Annotated in this window: 19 protein-coding genes, 1 tRNA gene and 1 riboswitch; of the genes, 15 read left to right on the top strand and 5 right to left on the bottom strand. The window is 50.9% G+C overall.

What is annotated here, in order from left to right; genetic code table 11:
• Nucleotides 1–174 precede the first annotated feature (174 nt).
• From frr to murJ, 13 genes are all read left to right on the top strand, one after another.
• A complete protein-coding gene (gene frr / locus HMPREF3052_RS04935; protein WP_063068560.1) occupies nt 175–732 on the top strand; it encodes a ribosome recycling factor in 558 nt (185 codons plus the stop codon).
• Nucleotides 733–789: 57 nt separating this feature from the next.
• A complete protein-coding gene (locus HMPREF3052_RS04930; RefSeq protein WP_070748892.1) occupies nt 790–1536 on the top strand; it encodes an isoprenyl transferase in 747 nt (248 codons plus the stop codon).
• A 5-nt stretch (nt 1537–1541) separates the two neighbouring features.
• Entirely contained in the window at nt 1542–2336 is a 795-nt protein-coding gene (locus tag HMPREF3052_RS04925) for a phosphatidate cytidylyltransferase (protein WP_070748890.1), read from the top strand.
• 33 nt (nt 2337–2369) lie between these two features.
• On the top strand, nt 2370–3119 hold the full coding sequence (locus HMPREF3052_RS04920; protein ID WP_003686550.1) for an SIMPL domain-containing protein: 750 nt from the start codon (nt 2370–2372) through the stop codon (nt 3117–3119).
• A 117-nt stretch (nt 3120–3236) separates the two neighbouring features.
• Nucleotides 3237–4418 carry a 1-deoxy-D-xylulose-5-phosphate reductoisomerase gene (gene ispC, locus HMPREF3052_RS04915; RefSeq protein ID WP_070748898.1) on the top strand — a complete coding sequence of 394 codons (1182 nt, stop codon included), beginning with the start codon at nt 3237–3239 and terminating at the stop codon, nt 4416–4418.
• A gap of 131 nt (nt 4419–4549) precedes the next feature.
• A complete protein-coding gene (rseP, locus tag HMPREF3052_RS04910; RefSeq protein ID WP_070748888.1) occupies nt 4550–5890 on the top strand; it encodes an RIP metalloprotease RseP in 1341 nt (446 codons plus the stop codon).
• 3 nt (nt 5891–5893) lie between these two features.
• Nucleotides 5894–8290: an outer membrane protein assembly factor BamA gene (bamA, locus tag HMPREF3052_RS04905; RefSeq protein ID WP_070748886.1), complete on the top strand. Its 2397-nt coding sequence runs from the start codon at nt 5894–5896 to the stop codon at nt 8288–8290.
• Between the two features lie 111 nt (nt 8291–8401).
• Nucleotides 8402–8911 carry an OmpH/Skp family outer membrane protein gene (locus tag HMPREF3052_RS04900; protein ID WP_070748884.1) on the top strand — a complete coding sequence of 170 codons (510 nt, stop codon included), beginning with the start codon at nt 8402–8404 and terminating at the stop codon, nt 8909–8911.
• Nucleotides 8912–9012: 101 nt separating this feature from the next.
• The gene (gene lpxD / locus HMPREF3052_RS04895) at nt 9013–10053 is read left to right on the top strand and encodes a UDP-3-O-(3-hydroxymyristoyl)glucosamine N-acyltransferase (RefSeq protein WP_070748882.1); all 1041 of its coding nucleotides are present in this window, start codon (nt 9013–9015) and stop codon (nt 10051–10053) included.
• A gap of 73 nt (nt 10054–10126) precedes the next feature.
• Nucleotides 10127–10576, top strand: coding sequence for a 3-hydroxyacyl-ACP dehydratase FabZ (gene fabZ / locus HMPREF3052_RS04890; RefSeq protein ID WP_003681704.1), 450 nt, complete (start codon nt 10127–10129; stop codon nt 10574–10576).
• 74 nt (nt 10577–10650) lie between these two features.
• Nucleotides 10651–11427, top strand: a complete 777-nt coding sequence (gene lpxA, locus HMPREF3052_RS04885) for an acyl-ACP--UDP-N-acetylglucosamine O-acyltransferase (RefSeq protein ID WP_070748880.1) — start codon at nt 10651–10653, stop codon at nt 11425–11427.
• A 160-nt stretch (nt 11428–11587) separates the two neighbouring features.
• The gene (gene lpxB, locus HMPREF3052_RS11600) at nt 11588–12763 is read left to right on the top strand and encodes a lipid-A-disaccharide synthase (protein WP_070748878.1); all 1176 of its coding nucleotides are present in this window, start codon (nt 11588–11590) and stop codon (nt 12761–12763) included.
• A gap of 9 nt (nt 12764–12772) precedes the next feature.
• A complete protein-coding gene (murJ, locus tag HMPREF3052_RS11595) occupies nt 12773–14311 on the top strand; it encodes a murein biosynthesis integral membrane protein MurJ (protein ID WP_070748876.1) in 1539 nt (512 codons plus the stop codon).
• Between the two features lie 80 nt (nt 14312–14391).
• Here the strand turns inward: murJ and thiC are convergent, their stop codons facing one another.
• Nucleotides 14392–16281: a phosphomethylpyrimidine synthase ThiC gene (thiC, locus tag HMPREF3052_RS04870; protein ID WP_070748874.1), complete on the bottom strand. Its 1890-nt coding sequence runs from the start codon at nt 16279–16281 to the stop codon at nt 14392–14394.
• A 94-nt stretch (nt 16282–16375) separates the two neighbouring features.
• A riboswitch (TPP riboswitch) is annotated at nt 16376–16475 on the bottom strand.
• A gap of 111 nt (nt 16476–16586) precedes the next feature.
• Here thiC and HMPREF3052_RS04865 point away from each other — a divergent pair.
• A tRNA-Met gene (locus tag HMPREF3052_RS04865) sits at nt 16587–16663 on the top strand.
• 171 nt (nt 16664–16834) lie between these two features.
• Here HMPREF3052_RS04865 and HMPREF3052_RS04860 read toward each other — a convergent pair.
• Entirely contained in the window at nt 16835–17971 is a 1137-nt protein-coding gene (locus HMPREF3052_RS04860) for an FUSC family protein (RefSeq protein WP_070748872.1), read from the bottom strand.
• Nucleotides 17972–18125: 154 nt separating this feature from the next.
• On the opposite strand from HMPREF3052_RS04860, the gene rnhB reads away from it, so the two are divergent.
• The gene (gene rnhB, locus HMPREF3052_RS04855; protein ID WP_070748896.1) at nt 18126–18719 is read left to right on the top strand and encodes a ribonuclease HII; all 594 of its coding nucleotides are present in this window, start codon (nt 18126–18128) and stop codon (nt 18717–18719) included.
• A gap of 56 nt (nt 18720–18775) precedes the next feature.
• On the opposite strand, the gene HMPREF3052_RS04850 is transcribed toward rnhB, so the two are convergent.
• From HMPREF3052_RS04850 to HMPREF3052_RS04840, 3 genes are all read right to left on the bottom strand, one after another.
• Nucleotides 18776–19780 (bottom strand): quinone-dependent dihydroorotate dehydrogenase, encoded by a 1005-nt coding sequence (locus HMPREF3052_RS04850; protein ID WP_070748870.1) that lies wholly within the window; start codon nt 19778–19780, stop codon nt 18776–18778.
• Between the two features lie 193 nt (nt 19781–19973).
• A protein-coding gene (locus tag HMPREF3052_RS11330) for an IS630 family transposase (protein ID WP_141756609.1) occupies nt 19974–20821 on the bottom strand; the annotation gives its coding sequence in 2 pieces (ribosomal slippage) (nt 19974–20506 and nt 20506–20821; 849 coding nt in all).
• 172 nt (nt 20822–20993) lie between these two features.
• Nucleotides 20994–23906, bottom strand: a complete 2913-nt coding sequence (locus HMPREF3052_RS04840) for an autotransporter family protein (RefSeq protein WP_070748868.1) — start codon at nt 23904–23906, stop codon at nt 20994–20996.
• Nucleotides 23907–24197: the final 291 nt, after the last annotated feature.

Here is a 24197-nt window from a genome sequence, read left to right as displayed (position 1 = left end):
GGGATGTCCAACTTTTGGGGTGCAGTTCAATTTTCAGACGGCCTTTATTTTGTTTGATGTTAAATATCGGTTAGAAAACAAGGCTGTTGGGGCGTAAAGCCTTGTCGTGGGGGCGGTTTAACGGTACTATTCTCGGTTAATCCTGTTTTATTCCTATGAAATTGAAAGTATAAGATGATTAATGATATTCAAAAGACAGCTGAAGGCAAAATGCAGCGTTCTCTGGAAGTATTGAAAGAAAACTTGGCTAAGGTGCGTACCGGCCGTGCGCATACCGGCCTGCTTGATCAAGTGGAAGTGGAATACTGGGGCAGCATGGTGCCTGTGAGCCAAGTGGCGAACGTGACGCTTTTGGATGCGCGTACGATTGGTGTGAAACCGTTCGAGAGCAATATGGCTGCAAAAGTTGAGAAAGCTATCCGTGATTCGAACTTGGGCCTGAACCCTGCTTCTGTCGGTGATTTGATCCGTGTCCCTATGCCTATGTTGACTGAGGAACGCCGTAAAGATTTGATCAAAGTGGTACGCGGTGAGGCGGAAGAGGGCCGTGTGTCTATCCGCAATGTGCGCCGTGATGCAAACGACCACATCAAAAAATTGTTGAAAGACAAAGAGATTTCTGAAGATGAAGCCCGCCGTGGCGAGGAAGCGGTTCAGAAGTTGACCGACAAATATATTGCTGAGGCAGACAAGCTCTTGGCTGCCAAAGAAGAAGATTTGATGGCGATTTAATCCTGTGTGTAAACCGTTCAGACGGCCTTTGGACGGTTTGCTCCCTGAAAGGCAGACATGAAAAGCAGTACGCAGACGATTTTGGAACACTCTGCCATCCCCCGACATATTGCTGTGATTATGGACGGCAACGGACGTTGGGCAAAGAAGCGTTTTCTTCCCCGTGTGATGGGGCATAAGCGCGGCTTGGATGCGCTGGAGAACATGGTGAGGCATTGTGCTGAACTGGGTGTGCGGTATTTGACCGTGTTTGCTTTTTCGACTGAAAACTGGCGACGCCCCGAGGAAGAGGTTTCTTTTCTGATGGGGCTGTTTTTGCAGGCTTTGCAAAAGCAGGTGCGCCGTTTGCACGATAACAATATGCGCTTGAGAGTCATCGGCAGCCGTGAGCGGTTTAACGCTGAAATCCTGAAGGGGATTGAGGCGGCAGAGGCATTGACGGCAAATAATACCGGTTTGACTTTGAGCATTGCCGCCGATTATGGCGGCCGCTGGGATATTTTGCAGGCGGCAAATCAGTTGATTGCCGAGGGTGCAACTGAGATTACGGAAGAGGCGTTGTCGCGCTATTTGATGTTGGGCGATGCACCCGAGCCGGATTTGTTTATCCGAACCGGCGGCGAGACGCGCATCAGCAATTTCCTTCTGTGGCAGATGGCGTACGCGGAATTGTATTTTACGGATACGCTGTGGCCTGATTTTAATGAGAAATCGCTGAATGAGGCGATTACTTCGTTCCAAAAACGGGAACGCCGCTTCGGGCGGACTTCCGAACAGCTGCCGGTTGAGCAGCAACGGGGTTGAGAACTATGTTGAAACAACGGATTTTGACGGCGCTGTGGCTTTTGCCGCTGATGCTGGGTATGCTGTTTTATGCACCTATGTGGCTGTGGGCTGCGTTTTGCGGCCTGATTGCCATGCTGACTTTGTGGGAATATGCCCGCATGAGTGGCTTGGACAAGCTGAAAATCAATCATTATTTGGCTTCAACGCTGGTGTTCGGTGTGATTGCCTATGCCGGCGGTTGGCAGTTGCCTGATTTGGTTTGGTATGTTGTATTGGCGTTTTGGCTGATTGTCATGCCTTGGTGGCTGAAAGCGAAATGGAAGTTAAACGGCGGCTGGCAGGCTTACACAGTCGGTTGGTTGTTGGTGATGCCGTTTTGGTTCGCACTGGTTTACCTGCGCCCTCAGCCTGAAGACGCGCTGTCTTTATTGGCGATTATGGGCTTGGTGTGGGTGGCCGATATTGGCGCGTATTTCTGCGGCAAATCGTTTGGCAAGCGCAAAATTGCGCCGACCATCAGCCCGGGTAAAAGCTGGGAAGGTGCGATCGGCGGCGCATTATGCGTTGCCGTGTACATGACCATCGTATGGAAAGCCGGTTGGCTGGCTTTTGAAGCCGGTTGGTTAAAAACTATTTTGATCGGCTTGATTCTGACCGTTGTCAGCGTGTGCGGCGATTTGCTGGAAAGCTGGCTTAAACGTGCGGCCGGTATCAAAGACAGCAGTAATCTGTTGCCGGGACACGGCGGCGTGTTCGACCGTGTGGACAGCCTGATTGCCGTTATCAGCATTTATGCCGCCTTTATATATTTGTTTTAAACAGCCTGTCTGACGTGGTTGAGGGAGCTGATGATGTCCGAACAAAAACAGATTTCATCTTTATCGATCTTGGGCGTATTGTTGGCACTGGGATTGATGGCTGCGGCGTTTATTTTGGGCGTGCAGTTTAAGAATCTGCGCCAGCCGGGGACGATTACTGTAAAAGGTCTGGCGGAGAAAAACTTCCAATCCGACAGCGCGACGTGGAATACGGGCGTGAACGCACACGGCGAGAGCTACCAGGAAGTTTTGGATTTGCTGACGGCAAGACGCAAGAAGCTGTCTAAATTTTTGGGCGAGCAAGGCTTTGCGGCGGCTGAAATGAAAGTGGGCCTGCCCGAAGTGTCGCGCGTTTTCAATGAAACCCGCGACGAACTGGGCAACGTAACCCGCACGCCCAACGGCTACGATGGCGACCTCAATATTGTGGTCAACACCAAAAAACTGGATAAAATCCAAGCCGCCCAGCGCGCCATTTTGAACTTCCGTGCACAAAACGAATTCATCCGCTTCGACAATCCGCAATATTTGCTGGGCAATTTGGAAACCATCAAACGCGATTTGATCACGCAGGCGACGGAGGATGCGCAGAAACGCGCGGCCGAATTTGCCAAAACCGGCGGCGGCAAAGTGGGTGCCATGCGTTCTGCTTCACAAGGCTCGTTCAACATCTATGCCGACACCGGCAGCAGCGAGGACGACGAGTACGGCGGTTCTTACGATAAAAGCACTGTCGGCAAACAAGTCCGACTGGTTGTTACCATCGAATACGGCATTGAGTAATTCTTTCAGACGGCCTTTTCAGCTGGGAGACAAAAGGCCGTCTGAAAATTGGAAACGGCAAAGAAATCTATTTCAAACACAATGAATACCGTTTGCACAGCACACAAAGAACACACCATGACACAACAAGTTCTGACCATATTAGGCAGTACCGGCAGCATAGGCGAAAGTACTTTAGACGTTGTCTCCCGCCATTCCGAAAAATTCCGCGTGTTCGCGCTGGCGGGGCATAGACAGGTGGACAAGCTGGCGGCGCAATGCAAGCAGTTCCGTCCGGAATATGCTGTTGTCGGCGATGCCGGTCATGCGGCTGAGCTGGAAAAGAAACTCAAACAAGAAGGCATCGATACGCAGGTCTTATATGGTTCTCAAGCCCTGATTGATGTGGCTTCGGCTGATGAAGTCAGCGGCGTAATGTGTGCCATTGTCGGCGCGGCCGGTTTGCCGTCGGCTTTGGCCGCCGCTCAAAAGGGCAAAACCATTTATTTGGCAAACAAAGAAACGCTGGTGGTTTCCGGCGCATTGTTTATGGAAACTGCCCGTCAAAACGGCGCCACCGTCTTGCCGATTGACAGCGAACACAACGCCATCTTCCAAGTATTGCCAAGGGATTACACAGGCCGTCTGAATGAGCACGGTATCAATTCGATTATCCTGACCGCGTCGGGCGGCCCCTTCCTTAACACCGATTTAAGTACATTTGACAGCATTACGCCCGAGCAGGCGGTCAAGCATCCGAATTGGAGCATGGGACGCAAAATTTCCGTCGATTCCGCGTCAATGATGAATAAGGGCTTGGAGTTGATTGAGGCGCATTGGCTGTTTAACTGTCCGCCGGAAAAACTGGAAGTCGTCATTCATCCGCAATCCGTGATACACAGCATGGTGCGTTATCGAGATGGTTCGGTATTGGCGCAGTTGGGTAATCCTGATATGCGTACGCCGATTGCTTATTGCTTGGGTCTGCCCGAACGCATCGATTCCGGCGTGGGCGAGCTGGATTTCGGCGCATTGTCCGCATTGACCTTCCAAAAGCCCGACTTTGACCGTTTCCCATGTCTGAAACTTGCCTATCAGGCCATGGATGCGGGCGGCGCCGCGCCTTGCGTGCTGAACGCCGCCAACGAAGTTGCCGTGACCGCTTTTTTAGATAAACGCATCAAGTTTACCGATATTGCCAAAGTCGTTGCCTACTGCCTTGCTCAAGATTTTTCAGACGGCCGTCACGATATCGAAGGCCTGCTGGCGCAAGACGCACAAACACGCAGACAGGCAGAAGCCTTTATCGGCAAACAATAAAGCTTCAATGACAGGCCGTCTGAAACGCCAACCGCTTGGCATTTAGGCAGACAAAATGGAACAACTGCCTTTATAATCGGTTTTCAGACGGCTTTATCCGTTGATTCTCACATTCCATTCAGGGGATTTTTTTGCAAACCTTTTTAGCCTTTATCGTCGCCATTCTGATTTTGGTCAGCCTGCATGAGTTCGGACACTATATTGTTGCCCGCTGGTGCGGCGTTAAAGTCGTGCGCTTTTCCGTCGGCTTCGGTAAGCCCTTTTTCACCCGAAAACGCGGCGATACCGAGTGGTGTCTTGCCCTGATTCCGTTGGGCGGTTACGTTAAAATGGTCGATACGCGCGAAGGCGAGGTGGCGGACGCAGATTTGCCGTACGCCTTTGACAAGCAGCATCCGGCCAAGCGCATCGCCATTGTCGCCGCCGGTCCTTTGACCAATTTGATTTTGGCCGTTTTGCTTTACGGTTTGAGCTTTTCCTTCGGCGTGACCGAGTTGCGCCCTTATGTCGGCATGGTCGAGCCTGCCAGTATTGCCGCCAACGCAGGTTTTCAGGCAGGCGATAAAATTGTATCGGTCAACGGAATCGCCGTTAAAGACTGGAGCGATGCGCAAACCGAGATGGTGTTGAACCTTGAGGCCGGCCCTGTAAAAGTCGCTGTTCAGACGGCCTCAAATACCCAAGCCATCCGCATAATTGATGCCGCCGGCACGCCTGAAGCAGGTAAAGTTGCGAAAAACCAAGGCAACATCGGCCTTTTGCCTTTTAGAATTACTAACCGCATCGGCAAAGTCTTGGCCAATAGTCCGGCCGAAAAAGCAGGTTTGAAGGAAAACGACAAACTGCTGACCGCCGATGGGAAACCCATCGAAAGCTGGCAGGCATGGACGGAACTCTTCCGCGCCAGCCCCGGCAAACGAATCGAGCTGACTTACGAGCGCGACGGTAAAATACTGGCGACCGCTATCCGGCCGGACAGCGTCGAGCAGTCGGCGGGCGTGCTGGTGGGTAGAGCAGGGCTTGCCGCCCAGGCGGATAAAGAGTGGGATAAAACCATCCGCTACCGTTATACGCCTTCCGTTGCCCAAGCCTTTGAATTGGGTTGGAACAAAACCGTCAACTATTCGTGGACAACCCTCAAATTTTTCGGAAAACTGGTTACAGGCAATGCCTCTTTGAACCATATTTCCGGCCCCTTGACCATTGCCGATGTCGCCGGACAATCCGCCAAACTCGGATTGCAGAGCTACCTCGAATTTCTGGCCTTGGTCAGCATCAGCTTAGGCGTGTTGAACCTTTTGCCCGTACCCGTTTTAGACGGCGGGCATCTGGTTTTCTACACCGCCGAATGGATACGCGGAAAGCCTTTGAGCGAGCGCATACAGGCAGTCGGCCTGCGCTTCGGACTGGCAGCCATGCTTTTGATGATGGCTGTGGCTTTCTTTAATGACATCAACCGTTTGTTTGGATAATTTATGAAACTGAACCAGATTGCTTCCGCTTTAATGGTATTGAGCCTGTCGCCAATGGCATTGGCTGACTTTACCATTCAGGACATCCGCGTCGAAGGCCTGCAACGCACCGAGCCGAGTACCGTCTTCAACTACCTGCCCGTTAAAGTCGGTGATAATTTCAATGATGCGCGCAGTGAAGAAATCATCAAAAAACTCTACGCAACCGGTTTCTTTGACGACGTACGTGTCGAGACCATGGACAATCAAGTCCTGCTGACCGTTATCGAGCGTCCGACCATCAGCTCGCTCAATATTACCGGCGCGAAAATGCTGCAAAACGATGCCATCAAGAAAAACCTTGAAGCATTTGGTTTGGCACAATCCCAATACTTCAACCAAGCAACGCTGAACCAAGCCGTTGCCGGTTTGAAAGAAGAGTATTTGAGCCGTGGCAAACAGTCTGTCCAAATCACTCCGACCGTAACCAAACTCGCCCGCAACCGCGTGTCTATCGATATTGCCATCGAAGAGGGCAAATCTACCAAGATTACCGATATTTCATTTGAGGGCAACGAAGTTTACTCCGACCGCCGTCTGATGAAACAAATGTCCCTGAGCGAAGGCGGCATGTGGACTTGGATCACCAAGAGCAACCAGTTCAATGAGCAAAAATTTGCTCAGGACATGGAAAAAGTTACCAATTTCTATCAAAACAACGGCTACTTCAACTTCCGCATTTTGGATACCGATATCCAAACCAACGAAGACAAAACCAAGCAGACCATTAAAGTAACCGTCAGCGAAGGCGACCGCTTCCGCTGGGGCAATGTACGCATCGAAGGCGATACGCTGGAAGTGCCGAAAGAAGATTTGGAAAAACTGCTGACCATGAAGCCGGGCAAATGGTACGAGCGCGCGCAAATGTCCAATTCGCTCGAAGCCATCCAAAACCGCATGGGTCAGGCAGGTTACGCATTCAGCGAAATCAATGTCCAACCGATTCCAAATGCCGAAACGCATACTGTTGATTTTGTGTTGACCGTTCAACCGGGCCGCAAAATCTATGTGAACGAAATCAACATTACCGGCAACAACAAAACCCGTGACGAAGTTATCCGCCGTGAGTTGCGCCAAATGGAATCGGCGCCTTACGATTCTGCCAAACTGCAACGTTCTAAAGAGCGCGTTGAGTTGTTGGGCTACTTCGACAACGTTCAATTTGATGCGGTTCCTGTGGCCAATACGCCTGACCAAGTTGATCTGAACATGAGCCTGACCGAACGTTCTACCGGCTCGCTCGACTTGAGCGCAGGTTGGGTTCAGGATACCGGTTTGGTGATGTCTGCCGGCGTGGCTCAAGACAACCTGTTCGGTACGGGTAAATCCGTTGCCCTGCGTGCTTCCCGCAGTAAAACCACAGTAAACGGTTCGTTGTCGTTTACCGACCCATACTTCACACCTGACGGCGTAAGCTTGGGCTACGACCTTTACGGCAAGACTTACGACCCGCGTAAAGCTTCTTCCAGCGCGAAACAGTATAAAACCACGACTTTCGGCGGCGGTTTGCGTATTGGTATTCCAGTTACCGAATATGACCGTGTGAACTTCGGTTTGGCCGCAGAGCGTCTGACCGTGAACACCTACAAAGGCGCGCCTAAACGCTATGCCGACTTTATCAACCAATATGGTAAAGGCGACGGCAGCGGCGTAGGTAACTTCAAAGGCTGGTTGTACAAAGGTACCATCGGCTGGGGCCGCAACAAAACCGACAATGCCTTGTGGCCGACCCGCGGTTACCTGACCGGCGTAAACGGCGAAATCGCTTTGCCGGGCAGCGACCTGCAATACTACACCCTGACCCACAATCAAACCTGGTTCTTCCCGTTGAGCAAAGATTTCACGCTGATGCTGGGTGGCGAAGTCGGTTATGGTAACGGCTACGGCAAAACCAAAACCATGCCGTTCTTTGAAAACTTCTACGGCGGCGGCTTAGGCTCTGTCCGCGGTTTTGAAAGCGGTACGCTGGGCCCGAAAGTCTATGACGAATACGGCGAGAAGATCAGCTATGGCGGTAACAAAAAAGCCAACGTTTCCGCAGAGTTGCTCTTCCCGATGCCGGGCATTAAAGACTCGCGTACCGTCCGTCTGAGCCTGTTTGCCGATGTGGGCAGCGTGTGGGACGGCAAAACCTACAACGACGGCAGCAGCAGCAATTCCAATGGCGTGTCCCAAAACGTGTACGGCGTAGGCACAACGCACAAATCGACATTCAAAAACGAATTGCGTTACTCTGCCGGTGCTGCCGTGACCTGGCTTTCTCCGCTGGGTCCGATGAAGTTCAGTTATGCTTACCCGATTAAGAAAAAAGAAGGCGACGAAATCCAACGCTTCCAATTCCAACTCGGTACGACATTCTGATGATGTTTAGGCCGTCTGAAACCCGGTTTGTCCGTTTCAGACGGCCTCATGGCAGATTGGCGGTAAGCTTATTGCAAACCGCCCGTTTGTTTTCAAGCAAGGATTTTTATCATGAGTAAAATAGCCGACACCCTCCGTGTCCTCGCCGTAGCCCTGCCGGGTTTCGTGCTGTTGCCGCAAGCGGCGGCGGATGGCGTGCAGAAAATCGGTTTTATCAATACCGAGCGCGTTTATCAGGAATCCAAGCAGGCACAAAACATTCAGATGACTTTGGAAAAAGAGTTCAAAAGCCGTCAAACCGCCTTGCAAAAGCTGCAGCAGGAAGGCGAGGCTTTGGAGCGAAAACTGAGTGGCGACAAGCTCAGCGACAGCCAAAGGGAAGCGGAAACCCAAAAATGGCGCAATCTGGTACAGAAATTCCGCAAGCAGCAGGCTGAGTTGGCTGAAGACTACAACCTGCGCCGCAATGAAGAATTCGCCGCGCTCCAGCAAAATGCCAACCGCGTCATCATCGATTTGGCCAAGCGCGAAGGTTACGACTTCATCTTGCAGGACGTGATTTACGTCAATGGCCGCTATGACATTACCGACAGCGTTATCAAAGCCCTAAACGCTCACTGACCCCGCTCGGTAGCGAATGTAACCATACAGACAAACCTAAGGCCGTCTGAAACCCAAATCGGCATCTTTCAGACGGCCTGACATCTTGACGGCAGATTATCATGACTTCACAAGCATACACCCTGTCCCACATCGTTTCCCAGCTCGGCGGCGAATGGAAAGGCGAAGACATCGCCATTACCGCCGTCCGTCCGTTGGATCAGGCGCAGGCGGAACACATCAGCTTTTTGGCCAATCCGAAATACAAAGCCGAAGTTCACGACAGCCAGGCAGGCGCGGTGATTGTGTCGCCGAAAGCCGCAGACGAATTTGCGGGTCGCAACCTGATTGTGGCTGCCGATCCTTATCTTTATTTTGCCAAAGTGGCACGATTGTTCTCGCCGATTGTCAAAGCACAGGGCGGCGTACATCCGACCGCCGTTGTCGAGGCAAGCGCCAAAGTGCCGGCAAGCTGCGAAATCGGCGCGAATGCCTATATCGGCGCGAATGCCGTATTGGGTGAAGGCTGCCGTATTTTGACCAATGCCGTTGTCCAACACGATTGCACGTTGGGCGATGAAGTCGTGCTGCACCCCAACTCCGTCATCTATTACGGCTGCACTTTGGGCAACCGTGTCGAAATCCACAGCGGCGCCGTCATCGGTGCGGACGGTTTTGGCTTGGCCTTTGCCGGCGATTCATGGTTTAAAATTCCGCAAACCGGCGCAGTCACGCTGGGCGATGATGTGGAAATCGGTTCGAACACCAATATCGACCGTGGCGCAATGAGCGACACGACCGTCGGCAACGGCACCAAAATCGACAACCAAGTCCAAATCGGCCACAACTGCAAAATCGGTTCGCATACCGTTATCGCCGCCAAAACCGGTATTTCCGGCAGCGTCACCATCGGCAATTATTGTATTATCGGCGGCGGCGTCGGTACGGTCGGACACATCGAAATCGCCGATAAAACCACCATCGGCGGCGGTACATCCGTTACCCACAGCATTACCGAAAGCGGCCAGCATTTGGCCGGTATTTTCCCGATGTCGGACTACAAAGACTGGGCACGCAATGCCGTTTATATCCACCGTTTGAGCGAAATGAACAAACGCCTCAAAACGCTGGAAAAACAGCTTGCCGACAGCGACGAAGCCTAAAGGCGGCGCAAACAGTCCGCGCCCCGCATCCGAATACGTTTAAACCCAATACAAACAAGGAAAGACGAACATCATGGACGTACAACTCCCGATCGAAGCCAAAGACATTCAAAAACTTATCCCACACCGTTATCCGTTTTTGCAACTCGACCGCATTACTGCGTTCGAACCGATGAAAACCCTGACTGCGATTAAAAACGTCACCATGAACGAGCCGCAGTTCCAAGGCCATTTTCCCGACCTGCCCGTGATGCCCGGCGTGCTGATTATCGAAGCCATGGCGCAAGCGTGCGGCACACTCGCCATCCTCAGCGAAGGCGGCCGCAAAGAAAACGAATTCTTCTTCTTCGCCGGTATCGACGACGCTCGTTTCAAACGCCAAGTCATCCCCGGCGACCAACTGGTTTTTGAAGTCGAGCTGTTGACCAACAAACGCGGTATCGGCAAATTCAACGCCGTTGCCAAAGTCGATGGCCAAGTTGCCGTTGAAGCCGTGATTATGTGCGCCAAACGCGTGGTGTAAGAATGGGACAGGCCGTCTGAAAGTTCAGACGGCATCTTGCAGGCAATACCTGTATCAGACAGCAAGGAGACAGCATGACCCTTATCCATCCGACCGCCGTCATCGACCCTAAAGCCGAACTCGACTCCAGCGTCAAAGTCGGCCCATACAGCATCATCGGCCCCAATGTGCAAATCGGTGCGAATACCGAAATCGGTCCGCACGTCGTCATCAACGGTCATACGACCATCGGTGAAAACAACCGCATTTTCCAATTTGCCAGCCTTGGCGAAATCCCGCAGGACAAAAAATACCGCGACGAGCCGACCAAGCTGATTATCGGCAACGGCAACACCATCCGCGAATTCACCACCTTCAACCTCGGCACGGTAACCGGCATCGGCGAAACCCGCATCGGCGACGACAACTGGATTATGGCGTACTGCCACCTCGCGCACGACTGCGTCATCGGCAACCACACCATCTTTGCCAACAACGCCTCGCTCGCCGGACACGTTACCATCGGCGACTACGTTGTCTTGGGCGGCTACACGCTGGTGTTCCAGTTCTGCCAAATCGGCGACTACGCCATGACCGCGTTTGCCGCCGGCGTACACAAAGACGTACCGCCGTACTTTATGGCGGCAGGCTACCGTGCCGAACCCGCAGGCATCAACAGCGAAGGCATGCGCCGCAACGGCTTCACCGCCGAACAGATTGCCTCCGTCAAAGATGTGTATAAAACCATTTACCATCGCGGCATTCCGTTTGAAGAGGCCAAGGCAGACATTCTGAAACGCGCCGAAACCCAAAGCGAATTGGCGGTATTTAAAGACTTTTTTGCACAATCCACACGCGGCATTATCCGTTGATTGATGGATTGAAGGCCGTCTGAAACTTTTTCAGACGGCCTTTGGATTGCAAAAATCCGATTAGCGGGGCAGGTTTCCTGTCCGTTTGCCGCTGATGCCGTCTGAAAACGGGCGGGCAAATGTCTGCCTCAAAATCTTTTAGCTTCCGAACCTCAACAACATGAGCCCCAATCCTTCCCCCCTTATCGCCATCAGCGTTGGCGAAGCTTCCGGCGACTTACTCGGCGCACACTTAATCCGTGCCATTAAGGCGCGTTGCCCGAATGCGCGGTTTACCGGCATCGGCGGCGAGCGCATGAAGGCAGAGGGTTTTGAGAGTTTGTATGATCAGGAAAAGCTGGCGGTACGCGGTTTTGTTGAGGTCATCAAACGCCTGCCGCAGATTTTGAAAATCCGCAAAGGGCTGGTGAATGATTTAATCCGCCTCAAGCCGGATGTATTTATCGGCATCGATGCGCCGGACTTTAATCTCGGCGTGGCGGAAAAACTCAAGCAGGCAGGCATTCATACCATTCATTACGTCAGCCCGTCGGTTTGGGCGTGGCGGCGCGAACGGGTCAATAAAATCGTGCATCAGGTCAACCGCGTGTTGTGCCTGTTTCCGATGGAGCCACAGCTTTATATTGATGCCGGAGGTAAGGCCGAGTTTGTCGGCCATCCGATGGCACAAACCATGCCGGTGGAAGCGGATAGGGCGGCGGCGCGGCAGAAGCTGGGTGTGCCTGCGGACGTGCCCGTGTTTGCCATATTGCCCGGCAGCCGTGTGAGCGAAATCGATTACATGGCGGCGGTGTTTTTTCAGACGGCCTTATTGCTGCTGAAACGTTATCCGCAGGCGCAGTTTTTGCTGCCTGTGGCCACGGCCGCAACGCGCAAACGCATTGGCGAAATTTTGGCGCAACCTGAATTTGTCGCCCTTCCCATCACGTTGACCGACAAGCAGTCGGATACGGTTTGCACCGCTGCCGACGTAGTATTGGTCACCAGCGGTACGGCGACTTTGGAAGTGGCCTTGTGCAAGCGGCCTATGGTCATCAGCTACAAAATTTCGCCGCTGACTTATGCGTATGTGAAAAACAAAATCAAAGTGCCGCATGTCGGTTTGCCCAATATTCTGTTGGGTAAAGCCGCCGTTCCCGAGCTGCTGCAACACGACGCCGTCCCTGAAAAACTGGCGCAGGCCGTAGCAGACTGGTATGACTGCCCTGAAGCCGTGGCCGCGTTGGAACAGGATTTCCACGCCTTGCATCTGCTGTTGGAAAAAGATACGGCGGCATTGGCGGCGGCGGCAGTATTGGAAGAAGCCGGATTTTCAGACGGCCTGAAAGACAATTAAGGAAAATACATGAATTTATTGGGAGCCTTGGCCAAGGTTGGCAGCCTGACGATGGTGTCGCGCATTTTAGGCTTTGTGCGCGATACGATTATCGCCCGTGCGTTTGGTGCAGGCATGGCGACAGATGCGTTTTTTGTCGCGTTTAAACTGCCCAACCTGCTGCGGCGCGTGTTTGCAGAGGGCGCATTTGCCCAAGCCTTCGTACCGATTTTGGCGGAATACAAAGAAACCCGCTCACCCGAAGCCACACAGGCATTTGTACGTCATGTGGCCGGTATGTTGTCGTTTGTGTTGGTCATTGTTACCGCGCTGGGCATACTTGCCGCGCCGTGGGTGATTTATGTTTCCGCGCCCGGTTTTGCCAAAGATGCCGATAAGTTTCAGCTTTCCATCGACCTGCTGCGGGTGACGTTTCCTTATATCTTTTTGATTTCCTTGTCGTCTTTTGTCGGTTCGATACTCAATTCCTATCATAAATTCGGCATTCCCGCCTTTACGCCGACATTTTTGAACATTTCCTTTATCGTCTTTTCCCTGTTTTTTGTACCGTATTTCGATCCGCCCGTTATGGCTTTGGCGTGGGCGGTATTTGTCGGCGGCGTGTTGCAGCTGGTGTTCCAACTGCCTTGGTTGGCGAAACTGGGCTTCTTGAAAATGCCCAAACTCAGCTTTAAAGATGCAGCGGTCAACCGCGTGATGAAACAGATGGCGCCGGCTATTTTGGGCGTAAGCGTGGCGCAGATTTCCTTGGTTATCAACACCATTTTTGCCTCGTTTTTACAGTCCGGCAGCGTGTCGTGGATGTATTACGCCGACCGACTGATGGAATTGCCGACCGGTGTTTTGGGCGTGGCACTCGGTACAATCTTGCTGCCTACCTTGTCCAAACACGCAGCCAGTCAGGATACCGAGCAGTTTTCCGGCCTGCTCGACTGGGGTTTACGCTTGTGTATGCTGCTGACCCTGCCTGCCGCCGTCGGCCTTGCCGTGTTGTCTTTCCCTCTGGTTACGACCTTGTTCATGTACCGTGAATTTACGCTGCACGACGCGCAAATGACCCAACACGCTCTGATTGCCTATTCCTTCGGCTTGATCGGGCTGATTATGATTAAAGTGTTGGCACCCGGCTTCTACGCCCGCCAAAACATCAAAACTCCTGTTAAGGTCGCTATTTTCACGCTGATTTGCACGCAGTTGATGAACCTTGCCTTCATTTCGCCGCTCAAACACGTCGGCTTGTCCCTCGCTATCGGTTTGGGCGCGTGTCTGAATGCAGGTTTGCTGTTTTTCCTTTTGCGCAAACACGGCATCTACCGTCCCGGCAAAGGTTGGGCAGCGTTTTTGGTTAAAATGGTCATCTCTTTGGTCATCATGGGCGGTGGTTTGTGGGCGGCGCAATATTATCTGCCGTTTGAATGGGTACACGTCGGCGGCTTTAAAAAAGCAGGCCAACTCTGCGTCCTGATTGCCTTGGGCGGCAGCCTCTACTTCGTTTCCCTCGCCGCGCTCGGCTTCCGTCCGCACCATTTCCGCAGGATGGAAAAATAAACAGCCGGAGGGCGTTTAAAGACTATTCGCTAAAAAGGCCGTCTGAAACATTTTCAGACGGCCTTTTCTTGCTTTACGTTTTAACTGTAAAGCTTCGCTCCTTTTTTGACGAACTCAATCGCTTTTTCTTCCATGCCCTGCCGCTGGGCTTTTTGTTTGTCGGCATAGTCGCGCACTTCCTGCGTGATTTTCATCGAGCAGAATTTGGGGCCGCACATTGAACAGAAGTGGGCGATTTTCGCACCTTCGGCGGGCAGGGTTTCATCGTGGAAGCTCTCGGCGCGTTCGGGGTCGAGGCTGAGGCGGAATTGGTCGCGCCAGCGGAATTCGAAACGCGCCTTGCTCAGGGCGTTGTCGCGCAACTGCGCACCCGGCCAGCCTTTGGCGAGGTCGGCGGCGTGGGCGGCGAGTTTGTAGGTAATGATGCCGGTGCGCACGTCTTCTTTATCGGGCAGGCCGAGATGCTCTTTCGGGGTCACGTAACAGAGCATGGCTGTGCCGTACCAGCCGATATTGGTTGCGCCTATGCCCGAGGTGATGTGGTCGTAACCGGGGGCGATGTCGGTAACGAGCGGGCCGAGGGTGTAGAAAGGCGCTTCAAAGCAATGTTGCAGCTCTTCGGTCATGTTTTCTTTCACGCGTTGCAACGGCACATGGCCCGGGCCTTCGATCATGACTTGTACGTCGTGTTTCCACGCTTTGGCGGTCAATTCGCCCAAGGTGTGCAGTTCGGCGAATTGGGATTCGTCGTTGGCATCGGCAATGCAGCCGGGGCGCAGGCCGTCGCCGAGGCTGAACGACACGTCGTAGGCTTTCATGATTTCGCAGATTTCGTCGAAATGTGTGTAGAGGAAGTTTTCCTGATGATGGGCGAGGCACCATTTCGCCATGATGGAGCCGCCGCGCGATACGATGCCGGTCAGGCGGTCGGCGGTCATCGGTACATAACGCAGCAATACGCCTGCGTGCAGGGTGAAATAGTCCACGCCTTGTTCTGCCTGCTCGATTAAGGTGTCGCGCACCAAATCCCAAGTCAGGTCTTCGGCGATGCCGCCGGTTTTTTCCAAAGCTTGGTAAATCGGCACAGTGCCGATGGGGACGGGCGCGTTGCGGATAATCCATTCGCGCGTTTCGTGGATATGCGCGCCGGTGGACAAATCCATAATCGTGTCCGCACCCCAACGCAGCGACCACACCATTTTTTCGACTTCTTCGGTCAGGCTGGAGGTGACGGCGGAGTTACCCAAGTTGCCGTTGATTTTGACGCGGAAGTTGCGGCCGATAATCATCGGTTCGAGTTCGGGATGGTTGATGTTGGCGGGGATAATCGCGCGTCCGGAGGCAATTTCTCGGCGCACGAATTCGGGCGTGATTTGGTCGGGATGGGTTGGGATGTTCGCGCCGAAACTTTGCCCTGCGTGCTGTTTCAAGAGCTTGGCGTATTCAGGCCGTCTGAAAAGTTCGTCCAGCTTCATGCGTTCGCGTATGGCGGCAAACTCCATTTCGGGCGTGATGATGCCTTGGCGGGCGTAATGGAGCTGGGTTACGTTGCGGCCGGCTTTGGCGCGGCGTGGGCGGGTAATTTGGTTGAAACGCAGATGCGCAGTTTTCGGATCGTGTGCGCGTTCGGTGCCGTATTCGCTGGAAAGCTTGGGCAGGATTTCTGTATCGCCGCGTTCGTCCAGCCATGCGGTGCGGACGTGCGGCAGACCTTGTTTTAGGTTGATGTGCGCCGCCGGATCGCCGTATGCGCCGCTGGTGTCGTACACCGGAATCGGCGGATTAGCTTCCGTACCTTGCGCCGTGTAGGTGTCGTCCTGACGGATTTCGCGCAAAGGCACGCGGATGTCGGCGCGGCTGCCCGGGATATAGACGCGGTCGGAATTGGGATATTGGAAGCGGATGCCGATGTCTTCGCTCAAGTCGGAAAGACGGCGCGCCTCATCGCCGGTTTTTTTAGCGGTAGTCATAAAAAAATGCTCCTGTTTCTCAGTTATGAAATGGAAACAGGAGCATTGCTTTTTTTCAGACGGCCTTGTGGATATCTTCAATCAACCGTTTAAAATCACATTTGCCGAAACTCCCCACGCAGGTATTATCCTGTTCGGGTGTAAAGGGTATTTCTCAGCCGCTCGGTTTGAAAGCAGCACCCCTGTTTCTTTATTAACGAAAAATTAAACCATGCGGACGGTTTTTTGTAAAGCGGCGTTTTTCGCATTTTCTGTCAAAAACGCTTGACAGCGATTCCGTCTTTCCGTATAGTTACAACTTCTGACGCGGGATGGAGCAGCATGGTAGCTCGTCGGGCTCATAACCCGAAGGTCGTAGGTTCGAATCCTGCTCCCGCAACCAAATATAAAAATCCCCTGCAATCGCAGGGGATTTTGCTTTATGTGGCATTTATTGTTGCTTGGATTGATTGAAAGGCCGTCTGAACCATTAGGTTTCAGACGGCCTTTTTTATTGGCCGATGCCATCGGCGGCTAATTCGCTTTTATTTTGAGTTTGTGTTTTTCAGACGGTCTATTGTTGCTCTGGATCGGTATCGTTGCGCAGGTGTTCTTTCAGGCGTTGCAACTCTTTTTTGTCCAACCATTTATTGCGCGAACGTTGCAACAGGATCACCAAAGCGGCGATTTCGTTGCGCATATTGGTGCTGAGCCAAAGGAAGCCTTGCCAGTCGTAATGCAGGCGGGCGGCCGGTTTGCTTAATTCGGTATTGAGCGAAGTATCAATGCGGATGCGGCGGGCGTAGTGGCCTTTGATGAGGCGGACGGTCAGGCGCAGTTCGCGTTGGAGTTGGTTGAAATGGCGGTCGAGCAGGCGGATTTCGCTTTCGTTGAGCGTGGGCGCGCGAAGTTTGGCGGCGGTGGTCAGGAGCAGCTCGGTGGTGTTGACGATTTTGCGGTGAGCATGCTGCATGGCTTCCATCATATTGTTGCTGATGTGGCTTTCGCCGGATGTGGCGGCCAGATGGCTGCGGCTTTTGACCATACGGGCGTTGATTTGGCGCATTTTAATCATGTTTTGTTCCAAACGCTCGCGCGTCATGCGTTTGCCGTTGCTGATTTCGGCAATCATTTTGGCGCAGTCGGTGAGGTTGTCGGCAAGCATGAAGCGCCACATCAGGGTGGAGCGCAGGGGCAGGAGTTTGGCGGCGGCAATGGCGATAGCGGCACCGATTAAAACGTTCATGGCGCGCATCAGGCCGCTGTCAAGCCAATGGTGGCTGCTGTCGCCGATGAGCATGCACATGGTCAAACCGGCAAGCATGGCGACATAGCCGTTTTTGCCGACTGCCGACCAACCGGCCACCGCGCTGGCGGCACCGATAATCAGATAGAAGAAAACGCCGTCTTGCAAATAATGCTGGTTCAACCATAAAACGGCCAAACCGACGCCCAAACCGATGGCCGTGCCGAGCATGCGTTCGACTGCTTTGGAGTAAATCGCGCCTTGGAATTGCAGCATGCCGAGGACGACAAAGACGGTCATGCCGATCCACTCGCCGTGTTGCAGGTGGAAGACTTTGGCCAACAGGGTGGAAAACACGATTGCCAAGCCGAGGCGGAAGGCATGGATATGGCGGCGATAGCGGTAGCGTTCGTAGGCGTTGAGCCAGCGTTCGGAAAAATGGAGGCGTTCGGATTGGGCAGGCATGTTGTAAGACGTATGGGTATGTGGGGATGTAAATTATAACTGATTGGTAAAGCAGATGAAATTTGAACTGTTCCCCAACGGTTTGAACTATTGCAGAATTTCTCTGCCGCAAGCGGATATAATGGCGGCTTTGAATCAGACAGGCGGTGAAGAAATGGCGACGGTTTTAAGCGCAGGCGTGGACGAAGCGGGACGCGGCCCTTTGGTTGGCAGCGTATTTGCGGCGGCAGTGATTTTGCCGGAACATGTTGACCTGCCGGGTTTGACCGACTCAAAAAAACTGAGCGAAAAAAAGCGCGATATGTTGGCGCAGATGATTAAGGAACAGGCGGTTGCGTGGAGCATTGCTTTTGCCGACCCCGACGAAATCCTGCAACTGAACATCCTGCACGCAACCATGGCCGCGATGAAGCGCGCAGTCGAGGGGCTATCGGTCGCTCCCGATAAAGTGTGGATAGACGGCAACCGCGTGCCGAAAGATTTGAATGTCCCTGCCGAAGCCGTGGTCAAAGGCGACAGCAAAATTATTGAAATCTCTGCTGCTTCGGTTTTGGCCAAAACTGCGCGTGATGCAGAAATGTATGAATTGGCGAAACGCTATCCGCAATACGGGTTTGACCGCCACAAAGGCTACGGCACGGCGCAACATTTGGCCGCGTTGAAACAATACGGCGTATTGCCGGAACACCGCCGCGATTTCGCACCGGTCAAAACCTTATTGGCACAAGGCAATCTGTTTGAAGAATGAGAGCATAGCAAAAGGCCGTCTGAAAGATTTCAGACGGCCTTATTTTTGGACAAGTATTATTTCAACGCAGCCAAACACTCTTTAATCAACTCAGGGCCGCGATAAATCAAACCGCTGTACACTTGAACCGCACTGGCGCCCAAACGGATTTTTTCTGCCGCGTCCGCGCCGTTCATGATGCCGCCGACGCCGATAATCGGCAGCTTGCCGTCAATGCGTTCCGCCAAAAGTTTCAACACCTGATTGCTTTTCTCGCATACGGGCAAGCCGCTCAAGCCGCCTTGTTCGCTTGCGAGCGGATGGCTGCCCAAGCTTGATTTGTCGATGGTCGTGTTGGTGGCGATGATGCCGTCCATTTCCACAGATTTGACCACATGGGCGATGTCGTCGATTTGCGCTTCGTCCAAATCCGGCGCGATTTTGACCGCCAGCGGTACATATTTGCCATGCGCGGCCGCCAGTTGCGCCTGTTTGTTTTTCAAGGCTTCCAACAATGCGCTCAATTCGTCGCCGCCTTGCAAGGCGCGCAGGTTTTTCGTATTGGGGGAGGAAATATTGACCGTGATGTAGCTTGCGTGGGCGTAGGCTTTTCTCAAGCAAATCAGATAATCGTCGGCCGCGTTTTCAATCGGCGTAACGGCATTTTTGCCGATATTGATGCCCAAAATGCCTTTAAAGCGGCTGTTTTCAATGTTACGGATCATCGCGTCGATGCCGTGGTTGTTGAAACCCATGCGGTTGATGATGCCTTGGTGTTCGGGAACGCGGAAAAGGCGCGGCTGCGGATTGCCCGGCTGCGGCTTGGGCGTTACCGTGCCGATTTCGACAAAGCCGAAACCCAAAGCGGCAAACGCATCGATACACTCGCCGTTTTTGTCCAAACCTGCCGCCAAACCGACCGGATTGGGCAGCTGCAAACCCATCAGCTCGGTTGGTCGGGTGTGGCTGCCCACTTTGGGCAGCAGGCCGAGTTTTTCGGCGGCACGCAAACTGTTGAGCGTGAAATGATGGGCCTTTTCTGCATCGAAGCGGAACAGGATAGGACGGACGAGTGAATACATGGCGGCGGCTTTCTGAACGGTTGATGAATTTGGCGTTATTTTACCTGAAACCGTCAAACTGCCCCAAACGTCTGTATCGATATGATTTTATTGTTTGGCGTCAAATGAAAATAAATAGGGTTTTTGCGTGTAATCGGATAGTTCATTAAAATGGTAAAAGAGAGGCTTTTCAGACGGCCTGATGGATGTATAGTTAATTAAAATCAAAATAGGACATTATCGCATCGTCAAATCGGGCGTAATCAGACAAAACGGTTCGCAGATACCGCTTAATATTCGCCCACACCTTCTCAATCGGGTTGAGCTCAGGTGAATAAGGTGCAAGAGGCAATACTTTATGTCCCAATTTTTCCGCCATTTCCCGTAAGACACCCATACGGTGAAATCGTGCATTATCTAAAATAATCACCGATTTTTGAGTCAATACGGGCAGTAGGCATTGCTGAAACCATGCTTCAAAAAAGACTCCGGTCATCGTATTTTGATAAACCATCGGAGCAATCAGCCGGTTGCCGACTTGTGCGGACACCAGAGATAAGCGTTGGTATCTTTTTCCACTTATCTGCGCTTTCACTATTTGCCCTTTCGGGCTGCGGGCATAGGGACGGAACAGGTAGCGGTCAAATCCTGTTTCATCCAAATAAACACGTTGGTAATCGGAAAATTCGGCCGGCTGTGTCAAATAATGCGTTACTTTGGCCGGGTCTTGTTCTTTGTAAGTGGTGGTCTTTTTTTGCGCGTCATCCCCATCTGTTTGAGTGCATAGCAAACGGCGGCTGGCGTACAATCAAAATGTTTGGCGATTTCATGCAGATAGGCATCCGGGTGTTGCCCAACATATTGAGCCAGTTTTTGCCTATCCAATTTGACGGCATTTAGACCGGTAACTTGATGTTTTAGGCTGCCTGTTTGTTTTTTAAGGCGAATCCACAGGTAAAGCGTGTTTCTTGACAAGTTAAACGTTGCTGCGGTTTGGCTGATGTTTTTGCATTGTTCGTAATAGTTTAAAGCTTTGTTTCTTAAGTCCGCAGAGTATGCTATGGTTAGACCTTCAAAGTTGAGTATTGTACCATTTTATTTTTAATTGACTATATTTGATAATCCAGTATAGCGCTTAGATAATTGAGGAAGGCATATAAATGAGCCGGATAAATATTGTTAATATTTATCCGGCTCATATAAAAGGACTACGGTAAGATATATTACTTGAAGATTACCAAGAATATTTTATGCCGATTGAGCCTTTGTATCCTTGATGTTTCGTTCCACTTAAAGATTGTTCATACCGTGCATCTGCATAAATATGGGTATTGGAACTGGTTGCAAATTGTGCTCCCAAACCAACTTCGCCCCAAGTTTTTGCTAATTTTTCAGTAACATTATCCTCGCCAATGTTACTGGCCGAAGTATTTCTGAAGTTATGCCACACATTAGTGGTGAAATACAAGGTTCGAACTTTTTCATGATCGGTTAAATTATTATAAGCAAAGCGTACACCAATGCGGCTGCGTAAATTATGTTGCTTATCTTGATGCACAGAGCGCATATCATCAGTGAAGCTATTTAAGCCGAGGTATTGATAGATTAATTGTGCTTGCGGCTCAATAATCCAACTGTCGCCATTATTCGTTTTCTCTTTACTTAATACAAACGGACGACCTACCTCACCCGATAAAGCCACACCCAAACCATGGTTTTTTGCTTTCGAATCTAAGGAGTTATATTTATTTTGCATCCAAGAAAGTTGGCCTACAAAGTCTATATAGCTACCATCTTCAGAATACCGTGTGTGAGTCACACCGACATGGAGGTTTTCGGTTTTAGCTTTACCTGTATATTTGTCATCAAGGACGACACCATTCTCGGCACGATATTCATCATAAAATTTCGAATTAGCATGTGTGTAACCAACATAACCACCAGTTAAACGTTTGCCGCCATTTTTGCTAGAAGAAATATCAAAGTCGTGGCCAAACTGGAAGCCTGCAAGGTCAGCGCTAAGATTCAAACGCTTTTTACCATCCAAAGCAATGTGTTTGCCAATAATACGTCCCCAAATTTGGTTGTTCGCTTGAGATTTTTCCCAAGAAAGGGCCTGATTTTCACCACGGCGTTGGTGCAATGTACCAACTGTTTCGTAGCCAACTTCTAAGTTCAAGTTTGGAATAAGCGTATAAGCAGGAACAGAAGCTGTGTAAATGGCATCCTTATTCGTGGAAACTACCGTCCAAAAATATTCGGTTGTATTTCCTACTTTTTTGGAAGCCAATTGCAGTTCACCCGCACCTGTAGTTTTGGCAATACCGGTAAAGTTCTTTAAATTACTTTCCCCTTGTACTCGAACTACTGCCGTACTGTTTTTGGCTAAATCAGCCGCAATAGAGCCGATAGTGCCATCAATCATATTTTCTGTGCCGTCCGCTTTCAAACTGACAACTTTTGTTGTCCCTTCGGCATTACCGGTGATTTCCAATAAGTCAGATTTACCGTTATTGGCATCATTACTATCCCAATGAGTATTCACTTTAAGAACACCGTTATTCGCTGTGTAGTTGCCTTCCACAGTGAGTTTGTCTTCGTAAGAGCCATTGGCAAGGGTGATTTCACCGTTGTTACTGGTTAATGTGCCTTCAGTACCATCTTGTTTAACCAGTTTAACTTTATAGTCTGTTTTAGTTGAACCGTTCGGAATATTTTTAGACGCATCTAATACCCCCTTATCCAAGGTTAAGGCATTGATGGTAGAGCGTTGTTCATCACCTTTTTGTTTCAATTCCCAAACAGCTTGGTTGTTCACATGCACATCTAATTTAGAATGCACATTGCCTTTAGATTGTTGCTGCATCAAACCAATGGCTTTTGCTTGATCAGACAAGGTAAATGTCAAATCAGCCCCTTTGGTTACTGCCACTTTAGTTTCGGCAAGCCAGCCATTTTCTGCGGCTTTGGCTTCACTGTCTTTGCCTTTCAACGCGAATTTTGCATTTTCAGCAACGAATTCACCATTATTAAACCAACTTGCGACTTTATTTCCTGCGAAGGTTACTGCAAAACTACTTTCTTTTCTCGCATCAGCAACAATCAATGAAGCATCATCAGATGTTGTGGTGATTTTTGTATTGTTTAAACGAACTTCTTGATCTTTATTAGGCTCATTTCTGGATACATTGTCGCTAATAAAAAAGGCACTTACTTTAGTTGCGTAATCCTGAGTATCGAAAACAACAGCTGAATTGCCGGATTTGATTTCACCGCTGCTGGTATCTGAATCGGCAATTAAGCGGGATTTGGTGCCAAATAAGCGCACGGTTGCGGAATCTTTTGTTTCTTCTGTATTCAGCACCATTCTGCCGGTGGAATTGACAACAGCACCTTTATAGTCAGCCGGTTTTTCAGTGTTTGGTAGTTCCGGTTTACCAATTTTTAATGCGGCAGAAAATTTTCCATTCGCTTTCACTGTGATGTCAGAATCTTTTAAGTTCGCTTCCGCACCGTCTCCACTGACGTAAAGCCCGACTAAATAATCCCCGATTTTATCGGTGGTTTTATCTTCCACATTAATGGTCAGTTTTTTCTCAGAATTGAAAACCGGTTTGGCACCATCCTTACGGTAAACTTTCACCCCGGATAATTGGTGACCAAATGGTGCAGTTGCGCCACCAAAGTTTTTTGTACTTTTCACTGTGTTTTCTGTGTTTTTAACAGTGATATTAGCATCATCATGCAAAGTTAAGCTGGCGGTATCAGAAGCGTTACCACCGGCATAATCATATCCTACCGCAATACCGTAAGCCGCATTTGAATCTGATGCTAATCCTGAATTTCCTTCGCTGGCTAACGTAACATTAATGTTAGTTTTACCTTTGATTTCTACCTGATTATTCGCACGAACAATAAGCCCTTTTGGACGAGCAAATTGTTCTCCGCTATTAGGTGCTAGTGTAGCTTTGTAATCTCCATCAATGTTTTGATTTGGTTCTTTCCAAAATTCTCCTGAACCCTCTGTTCCCATAGTAGGTGAAGTGTCGCCCGCTGCAGCAACGGCCAATGCAGGAATAGAAAAACAAGAAGCTATCAGAGTATGCAGCAAGGTTTTCCTAAATATTTCTTTTTTATAAGTCAACATATAAATTTTCCTTTTATTTATGATTTTAAAATCACGATAAGACCCAATTCAAAAATGGAAGCTGCCTTAGTATAGCATAATATATTGTTTTCCCATATAACTCTTCTGCTATCACATAGGCCGAGACCTTTGCAAAAAAGCCTTTCCCCCAACAGCCGAAACCCAAACACAGATTTTCGGCTGTTTCCCTCCCCAAATCACTCCTGATTTTACCCAAATGCCCCCTTAATCCTCCCCGGATACCCGATCATCAGGCATCCGGGCCGCCTTTTAGGCAGCAACAGGCACACT

It is taken from the genome of Neisseria sp. HMSC056A03 (genome assembly GCF_001815685.1).
GTDB classification, from domain to species: Bacteria; Pseudomonadota; Gammaproteobacteria; order Burkholderiales; family Neisseriaceae; genus Neisseria; species Neisseria subflava.
Note: the sequence above shows the minus strand (reverse complement) of the source record. Positions and strands in the feature narration are given on the sequence as shown.